The following is an 8680-nucleotide window of genomic DNA, read 5'->3' as shown; positions in this document are numbered from 1 at the left end:
TTGCTGTTCGCTGCTTTGCTGTTCGCTGCTTTGCTGCTCGCTGCTTTGCTGTTCGCTATTCTGCTGTTGTTTGCTCTCCTGTTCCTGCTGCTGTTTTTTTAGGTCTTCAAGCAGTTTTTTATTATCTTGTGCTTGTTGAAAATCAGGCCGAATGGCAAGCGCTTTCTGATAAGACTGGATCGCTTTATCAATTTCCTTCAGATGCGCATAACTATTACCCTGGTTATAAAATGCATCAGCATTTTCAGGTGTGTCAGACGCTGCTTGAGTAAAGGAAGCTAAGGCTTCTTTATACTGCTTATCCTGATAATAGGCGGCGCCTTTATAGAGAGGGTTTTCATATAATTCAGCGGCTTTCTGATAGTCTTTATCTTGATAAGCTTGAAATGCATTCTCCTGGTCATTTTTCCAGATAGAAGCTTCTACTTTCGGGCTGGATATCTGTAGTGAGACACTTAGAAGTACAACGTAAAAGACGCCTTTTCTAAACAATAACAGGAATAAAGGCAGTAATAAAAACGCCAGCCAGTAACCGTCATCTATGGCCATCTCATTTTTAGCTGACTGCTGCGATTCATTTCTGCGCGCTTCTTTGATTGAGAAATGCTCCGCCAGTTTGTCGACATCTTCTGCTGTATTGGTAAAGGTTAAATACATACCGCCGCTGGCACGGGTAATATCGTAAAAAGGTTTACCGTTAAGCTTAGGAACAACTATTCTGCCGCTTTCATCCTTTAATAATGAGCCGTCGGGCAGTTTTATCGGTGCGCCTTGTGGAGTGGCCATGGCTAATATTGAGACAACCCAGTTAGTTCCCTGCAGATCTTTAATCATTTTATCTGCAGTTTGTTTATCGATATCATCACTAAGAAAAACAATATGTCCCTGTTTGTAACCGGCGTTAGTCATCAGCTCTATTGCTTTTTCTAAGGCCAGATCTGCACGTGAGCCGGTCACCGGCATTATTGCCGGTGAGAGGTGCGGAATATGATTAATGATAGAATTCCCGTCAACGGTTAACGGTGAAATCGTAAAAGCATCTCCCGCATAAGTAATTAAGCCTTTTTCGCCCTCGCTCCATTTTTTGATCAGATCTATCGCTTTATACTTGGCCTGAGTTAAGCGGCTGGGTTTAGCGTCTGTGGCATACATTGAGTAGGAAAGGTCTAAAACCACAACCTGTGCTTTTTCCATTTCATAAACCGGCAGCTCCAGTTGACGCCAGCTTGGACCGGATAACGAGATGCAGGCAATGACTGCCAGTGCGCTGAAAGCAAACTGTCCTGCATTGGATTTATCTGGTGCGCTTACCAGATTTTTACTTAAATGCGGGGCAATTAAAGTCTGTACTCGATTATTTTTACTGCTTTGGTAGCGCAGTAACGAGAATAAAACAACAACAATGATTCCCAGCAGCCATAGCGGCCGTAAAAATTCTAGCGGTATAAAAGTAGTTTCAGGCAGCATAACGGCCTCTTAATTTAAAATACAAAGCAAATAAAAACAGAATTAAAAGTGCGCCTGATAACGGCCAGTAAAAGAGATCTTTTTCTGGACGAAACTCTAAGAATTCGCTGTCAATAGGCTCTAATTCATTGAGTTTCTGGTAGATTTTTTGTAACTCTTGCTGATTTCTGGCTCTAAAATACTGACCACCGGTTAATTGGGCTATTTCAGTCAAGGTTTTTTCATCAAGATCGGCTGACGGATTGATGCGCTGATTACCGAACAAGCCGCGTTTAATCATCTCGTCTGCACCAATGCCGATCGTGTAGATAGTAATATTATTCTGGGCCGCCTGTCTGGCAGCCGTCAGCGGCTTTATGGTGCCGGCAGTGTTGGCTCCATCGGTAATTAAAATAAGCACCCGCTGTTCATTTTTATTTTCAACAAAGCGTTTAATCCCCATTGCAATAGACTCTCCAATGGCGGTACGCTGCCCGACTAAGCCTATTTCAGCCTCATTAACCATCTGCTGTATGGTATTAAGATCAAAGGTCAGCGGTGTTTGTAAATAGGCGTGATCGGCAAATAAAATCAAACCTAAACGGTCGCCATGGCGTTTATCAATAAAGGTTTTTAACAGATCTTTTACCAGGGTTAAACGGTCGACTTTTTTATCGTCTAAAGGCATATCGACTTCCTGCATACTGCCCGATAGATCCAGCGATAAAATCATATCGCGGCTCTGCTGCTGCAGGCGAATCGGTTCACCAAACCAGATTGGTTTAGCTAATGCGCACAGTAATAGAACCCATACTAACCAGGGAATAAATGCGCTTAAGTTAGTGCGCTGATTTTGTGACTGCTCACCGCTTAACCCCTTTGCAAGCGGGATCCATACCTGGGTATAGCTGCGTTTCTGCGCACTTAAAAAATAGCGGATAACTAGAGGCAGCGGCAGCAGCAGAAATACCCATAGATAAACAAATTCAAACATTGTTACAGCTCTCTTTATGTTGTTTTTTAATCTGTTGCGGTAAATTTTTTATCCAGACTCTGGCCTGTTGAAAATCATCCGTACTGCAGTGCTGCGCAGTGCTGTGGTAAAGGCGTTTGGTGAACGTCTGTTTATCTTGAAAAATAGTTTCGGCCGAATGATTTTGTAAAAATTCAAACCACAACTCACCATGCAGTGACGCGACTTCTGACCTTGGGAAATACTGTAGGGCAGTGCCTTTTAACAACTGATTTAAGGAAATAAACGTGCCGCCGGCGTGCTTTAAATGATCAAGCTCCTGCAGTACTTTTTTCTGTAGTTGTTTTTTTTCTTTATAGCGTTTGAATAAATAAACAGCAGCCGCCAGTAAAAGAATAACTAACACTGCCAGCAGCCAGTAAATAAGGGCCGGCGGCCAGGAAGATGCTTGGTCTGGACCTATAATGCCATGCAGCTGAGCAAGTGGATCCTGGTTATCGTTCGGGGGCATGAAACTGCTCCATTAATGAGCTGGAAGCTGATATCGAGTAAAGTGGAATGCCGTACTTCATAAAGGTGTTAACAACATTCTGCTGACGTTCGCAAGCGGCTTCCTGATAATCCTGTAAAGCATTTTTCTGTTTGAAAAAACCGCTTCCAGAAAGGCTGTTTACTTTCAGGTCTGTCTGCTGCACATCTTTAGGTAAAACCTGCTCCAGCGGATCGCTGATCTGCCAGGCATTGATCTGATTATGACGGCGAATTTGACTGATTAATTTCTGGCAGGGGTCATTAAGCTGTGAAAAATCACTGATTAAATGCACCTGGCTGCCTGTCTGTACCAGACGGGAAAGGCGTTTGAGCTGTACAAACAAGGACTGTGCAGCAGCTTCGGTTTTAAATGCCTGAGTTGTGCACAACTGTTCACTTTGATGAAGAAAAGTCATCAGACCTTTATTTCTTCCGGTCGGCTTTAATTCAGCTGCTCTCTGCTGGTTAAATATAATGCCGCCGAGCCGGTCATTACGCTGTTTTGCCTGCCAGCTGAGCAGGGCCGCCAGATGACAGGCCTGTACAGATTTAAAAACGAACTGACTGCCGAAAATCATACTGTCGGAAAGATCTAATAAAATAAAAACCGGCCGCTCTTTTTCTTCCTGAAATAACTTAGTATGTGCTTTGCCGGTACGTGCTGTGACGGACCAGTCGATGGTGCGTACATCATCACCTGCCTGATAATGGCGCACTTCGGCAAACTCCATACCTCGGCCTTTAATTTTAGCCAGATAATTTCCTGACAGCTGCCGATAGGCCGCTTTAGCGGCCGGCTGCAGCTGTATTTTAGCCTGCTTTTTATAACTCAGCAGTTCATTCAAACTGACATCGATACCGGTCTGGTACGGCGTGTCAGTAAAGATGTGTGGTTTAGTGCTCTTCATTAGGCTGGAATCGCTACCTGATTAATAATCTCTTTAATAACACGATTGGCATTTATGCCCTGTGCTTCCGCTTCGTAACTTAATATTAGACGGTGACGTAAAACCGGATAGAGGTTTTGAATAATATCATCGGGCATCACGTAATCACGGTTATCTAACCACGCGCGGGCTTTTGCTGTGCGCATTAATGCAATGGTTGCACGGGGGCTGGCACCGTAACTTATCCACTCGTTTAACTGCTCACCGTAACGTGCCGGCTGGCGAGTTGCGATAATTAAATCAATCAGGTACTGCTCTAAATGCGGCGCGATGGTGATGGTCATTATTTCTTGACGGACAGCAAAAATCTGTTCATTGAGCAGAGGTGTTACTTCAGCAATTTTTTCTTTTAATATCTCTTTCTGATTGAGTTTTAAAATCTCTTTTTCCGTTTGTGCATCCGGGTAATCCAGTTCAAGGTGCATAATAAAACGATCTAACTGCGCTTCCGGAAGTGGATAAGTTCCTTCCTGTTCAAGCGGGTTTTGTGTTGCCATTACCAGAAAAAGCTCCGGCAGTTTATAGGTCTTTTTACCTACAGTAATCTGATGTTCGGCCATTGCCTCTAATAATGCCGACTGTACCTTCGCCGGTGCACGGTTTATTTCATCGGCTAAAATTAAATTATGAAACAGCGGCCCTTTTTCAAAAATAAACTCTCCAGTTTCCTGACGGAAGATATCTGTGCCGGTCAGATCTGACGGTAATAAGTCAGGGGTAAACTGAATGCGGTGAAAATCACCCTCGATACCGTCTGACAAGGCATTAATAGCACGAGTTTTAGCTAGGCCAGGCGGGCTTTCAACAAGAATATGGCCGTCTGCTAACAAAGCTATCAATAAACCATCTACCAGTTCACTTTGTCCCAGGATCATTTTATTAAGGTAAGTTCGTAATGCATTAAGTTGTTGTTTTGCCATGATTATAATCTGCTTAAATAAAGAGAATGAAAAATATACTGCCAATAACAGTCAACTTCAAGGTCAAAAAGTTCCATAATTACCTGTAAATTAAAGGTACTTGCACTAATAATATTATTTAAGGAAGTCGTTAGAAGGCTGTTAATCCTGATTTTTATGATTTTGCACATGTTTTTTTAGGCTTTATTTACGTATCATTAACAAACTCTTATCTAATTTAACTAAATTTAAGGAATTAAAATGAGCGAATTGGAATCGATTATTTGGCATACTCTCGGTTATTTAGCGATGCCGACAATCTTTGCTGCTGGTTTTATCGGTGTATTTCTTGTCGCTGTGGCAATTTTAAAAGTCTCCGGTGATACACCCGTCGAAGATTAATCACAATTATTGTTTGTTAGCGCAAAAGCGCTATTGAAATAAAGCAATTATTGATAAGCTCCCTGTATTCTTACAGCGGGGCTTTTTTTATTGCTCGAGGAGAGCGTTATGCAGATTTATATTATGCGTCATGGGCAGGCGGAAATGATGGCTTGTTCCGATGCGGAGCGAGCTCTGACCTCGGTTGGGCGCACAGAGTCAGAAAAAATGGCCGCTTATTTAGCTTCCAGCAACATCTCGTTTGATGCGGTTATGGTCAGTCCTTATCTGCGCGCTCTGCAGACCTGGGATTCTGTTTGTCCATTTTTTCCTGAAGTTGATAACGTGCAGGTCATTAAGTTTTTAACGCCGAGCGGCAGCGCTCGAAAATCAGTGAATGAGATTTTAGCTTTACAGGCAAGCGGTGTAAAAAATCTATTAATCGTTTCACATCTTCCTTTAGTTGGTTATATAGTTGGAGAACTGACTCCGGCAGCCGGCGTACCGGCGTTTGCTACTTCGACTGTAGGCCATGTGGAGCTGGATGAAAGTGGTTTTGCCTGCCTGCATAGTTTAACCAGTGTTGCTCAAATATCGGCTTAAATAAAAACAGCTAAAAACAGCTGAAAGCGGCCGCTTTCAGCTTACCATTAAGATAATAAACTCCAGTCTGTCTAATCCCTTTCGTCAAACTATTAAGGACAATAGAATGACTACTAACTATACCATCTGCCCGAACGGCGCTTACCAGAAAAAACAAGTTGTTGAAAAATGGTCAACTTAAACAGTAGGCTGGCCTATTACCGAGACTGTTATAAAGAAGACAGCAGTGACCTTAATCTCTGGAATCTACTCAAACTTAAAAAAGAAGATTGTCTGTTACTGCAGGGTTGTGATGATTTAGGCGCCGGGTTTCTGCCGCGGCTGCCGATCCCTGCAGATTTTGCCGAACAGATGATCAAACGTGTTGAGGTTTATCAGCGGGAACGGGTATTACTTTATGCCAGTTTTATTTTTGTCGGTAAATTAGAAATAAACGGAGAAATAAAATCAGTGGTTTCGCCGCTGCTGTTTAATGAAGCTGAAATTGAGCTGGATAATGGTGATTATTATTTCTCTGCCAGTCAGGAAACTATGCAGATAAATGAGCCATTAACGCAGCTGCTCAAACCTGAAAGTAACAATCCCCCCTCAAGCCAAGAATGCTGCTTTGTACAGAATCCTTCTTTATGGGCATCGTGGTTAAAAGACAGTCCTGTAGATATTGATTCACTGACCCTGTTGAATTTTCCAAGGCTGGCAGAGACACAGCAGATTAAACAGGCTGTTAAAAGCGGCATAAATGTTTTGTTACCGGCATCAATGCTGGTTTTTATTGAGCGTTCCGCCAGCAGCCGCGGCGTTCTGCATGAAATAGAAACAATTATCGACACAAAACAGTATTCGTCCGCGCTGTTGAATTTATTTGAGCCGCAGGCTGGAGCGCAAGCGGATAAATTATTAAAATATGACTATCTGCCTGGTCTGCTTTCCAGCGCGCAGAAGAAAGTTATATCTATTGCCGCCAATGCAGCTGTAGGTTGTACTTCCGGGCCGCCGGGGACCGGTAAAAGTTATACCATTGCAGCTGCTGCCGCAGAACATATGGCAAGAGGGGAGTCGGTACTGATAGTCGCGAATAATGACAGTGCGCTGGATGTGATTGCGCAGAAGCTGGATGTTACTTTTGGTTTAGGTGATATTTCGATTCGCGCGGGTCAAAAAGTATTTCTTAAGAAACTAAAGAGTTATGTTGCGGATCTGCTGTCTGGATATTTTTCTGATCAACAGTTAATCAACCCTGCTGACAGTGAATTACAGTTACACAAGCTTAATAAAAAGTTGAACGGTTTAGAAAAACAGTTCGTAAAATTCTGTCGTGCTGCTATCGTCAGAGGACAGAGGCTGCGCGGTTTTGAGCTGCGTGAACAGATCTGGCTTAAAAAACTTTATTTGTCATTTGCGGGCAGGGGGATCCGTGAACTGTTTAAACTGTGGCATGCACTGGATGTCGTTAATCAGGAGCAGATACATAGAGAAAACCTGGCGAGAAGTTATCTGAATGAGCTGAAAAATTTAAACCTGCAGAGACTTATTGAAACTCAACGTAAATCCCTGCAGGCATTTAACAAAGCGATCCGCAGTCGAACTTCAAAACGGCAGTTTGAACTATTTGACCAGATTGAATATACCTCTTTCTTCTCGGCTTTTCCTGTCTGGTTAGTCAGTATCAATGCTTTACACCGAGTTCTTCCTTTAAAAGCGCAGATGTTTGATCTGGTGATTATTGATGAAGCAACCCAGTGCAATATAAGCAGTTGTCTGCCGGCATTATATCGAGCCAAAAGAGTCATGGTGGTGGGTGATGCAAAACAGCTCAGACATTATTCGTTTCTGGCCCGCAGTAAAGAGCTGCAGCTGATGACCCGTCATAACCTGACAGAACAGACGCCCGGGGTGGTAAGCTACAGAGATAATTCTATTCTCGATTTGACTTTAGCTGCGGTCGTCAGCCATAAACAGACGGCTTTTTTAGATGAACATTTCCGCAGTAAACCTGAGCTGATTAACTTTAGTAACAGTATGTTTTACCGTAATAAATTAAAAATAATGCAGCACCGGCCCTGCACTAGCAGCGGTCACCTGAATGTGCAGCGCACCGGCGGCTGCCGGGATAAATCAGGAATTAATAAAATTGAAGCCGCTGAAGTTATTAAGGCGGTCACTGTACAGATAAAAAAAGATGCACAAACGGGAGTCATTCATAGTCTGGGTATTATCTCTCCTTTTCGGCACCAGGCGGAATACCTGGCGAAACAAATTAGTCTGAATTTTAATGAGTCTGAAATTTCAAAACATAGTATTCGTGCCGCTACACCTTTTGGTTTTCAGGGGGAAGAGCGGGATATTATCTATATCTCTTTTGCTGTTGATAATAATTCACGCCGAGCCGCTGTTTACCTCAATAAAGCTGATGTTTTTAATGTGACAGTCACCCGAGCCCGGCAGCTGCAGACCGTGTTTTTGTCCATTGATGAAAACCTGCTTGCGGATAATAACCTGCTGAAGTCCTATATTAATTCTATTCATGAATTTGAAGTTAAACACATGGCTAACAGTGAGCTGGATGAATTTCAGCAGGCTGTGATTAAGGTATTAGATAAGCTGGGCATTGAACACTGGCCCGGTTATACCATTGCCGGAACGGAAGCAGATATTTTATGCCGCTGTAACGGGCAATATCTAGCGCTGGACCTTGTTGGTTATCCCGGCCCATGGGCAGATTATTTCGAGTTGAACAGTTATAAATTGTTTAAGCGGGCGGGAATTGATATTTTACCGCTCAGTTATGGCTTGTGGGTTATAGATAAACAGGCTTGTGTAGAGCAGATATTAAGTAAATTAAATATGCCGTTGAATGTACTACCTATTCAGGAAGCCGTTGAGCGAGAATAAACCGGGCT

General features: G+C 43.0%; 8 protein-coding genes. 3 read left to right on the top strand and 5 right to left on the bottom strand.

Going from position 1 to position 8680, the window contains the following annotated elements:
• The 5 genes from G327_RS0101340 to G327_RS0101320 all read right to left on the bottom strand — a co-directional run.
• The coding region (locus tag G327_RS0101340) for a vWA domain-containing protein (RefSeq protein ID WP_019612963.1) at positions 1 to 1467 on the bottom strand (1467 nt) is incomplete at its 3' end.
• On the bottom strand, positions 1457 to 2440 hold the full coding sequence (locus G327_RS0101335) for a vWA domain-containing protein (RefSeq protein ID WP_019612962.1): 984 nt from the start codon (positions 2438 to 2440) through the stop codon (positions 1457 to 1459). The genes G327_RS0101340 and G327_RS0101335, both read right to left, overlap by 11 nt.
• Entirely contained in the window at positions 2433 to 2930 is a 498-nt protein-coding gene (locus G327_RS0101330; RefSeq protein WP_019612961.1) for a DUF4381 domain-containing protein, read from the bottom strand. The genes G327_RS0101335 and G327_RS0101330 overlap by 8 nt, the downstream gene beginning before the upstream one ends.
• Positions 2914 to 3858 (bottom strand): DUF58 domain-containing protein, encoded by a 945-nt coding sequence (locus G327_RS0101325; RefSeq protein ID WP_019612960.1) that lies wholly within the window; start codon positions 3856 to 3858, stop codon positions 2914 to 2916. The genes G327_RS0101330 and G327_RS0101325 overlap by 17 nt, the downstream gene beginning before the upstream one ends.
• Positions 3858 to 4817 carry an AAA family ATPase gene (locus G327_RS0101320; protein ID WP_019612959.1) on the bottom strand — a complete coding sequence of 320 codons (960 nt, stop codon included), beginning with the start codon at positions 4815 to 4817 and terminating at the stop codon, positions 3858 to 3860. Before G327_RS0101320 ends, G327_RS0101325 begins: the two co-directional genes overlap by 1 nt.
• Positions 4818 to 5057: 240 nt before the next feature.
• Here G327_RS0101320 and G327_RS26360 point away from each other — a divergent pair, with 240 nt between their 5' ends.
• The 3 genes from G327_RS26360 (at position 5058) to G327_RS0101305 (ending at position 8672) form a co-directional block, all read left to right on the top strand.
• Entirely contained in the window at positions 5058 to 5198 is a 141-nt protein-coding gene (locus tag G327_RS26360; RefSeq protein WP_019612958.1) for a TIGR02808 family protein, read from the top strand.
• A gap of 108 nt (positions 5199 to 5306) precedes the next feature.
• On the top strand, positions 5307 to 5780 hold the full coding sequence (sixA, locus tag G327_RS0101310; protein WP_019612957.1) for a phosphohistidine phosphatase SixA: 474 nt from the start codon (positions 5307 to 5309) through the stop codon (positions 5778 to 5780).
• Positions 5781 to 5948: 168 nt separating this feature from the next.
• Complete coding sequence (locus G327_RS0101305) at positions 5949 to 8672, top strand: DEAD/DEAH box helicase (protein WP_019612956.1); 2724 nt, start codon at positions 5949 to 5951, stop codon at positions 8670 to 8672.
• Positions 8673 to 8680: the final 8 nt, after the last annotated feature.

This window comes from Psychromonas ossibalaenae ATCC BAA-1528, assembly GCF_000381745.1.
GTDB classification, from domain to species: Bacteria; Pseudomonadota; Gammaproteobacteria; order Enterobacterales; family Psychromonadaceae; genus Psychromonas; species Psychromonas ossibalaenae.
This window is presented reverse-complemented; position numbering and strand designations above follow the sequence as displayed.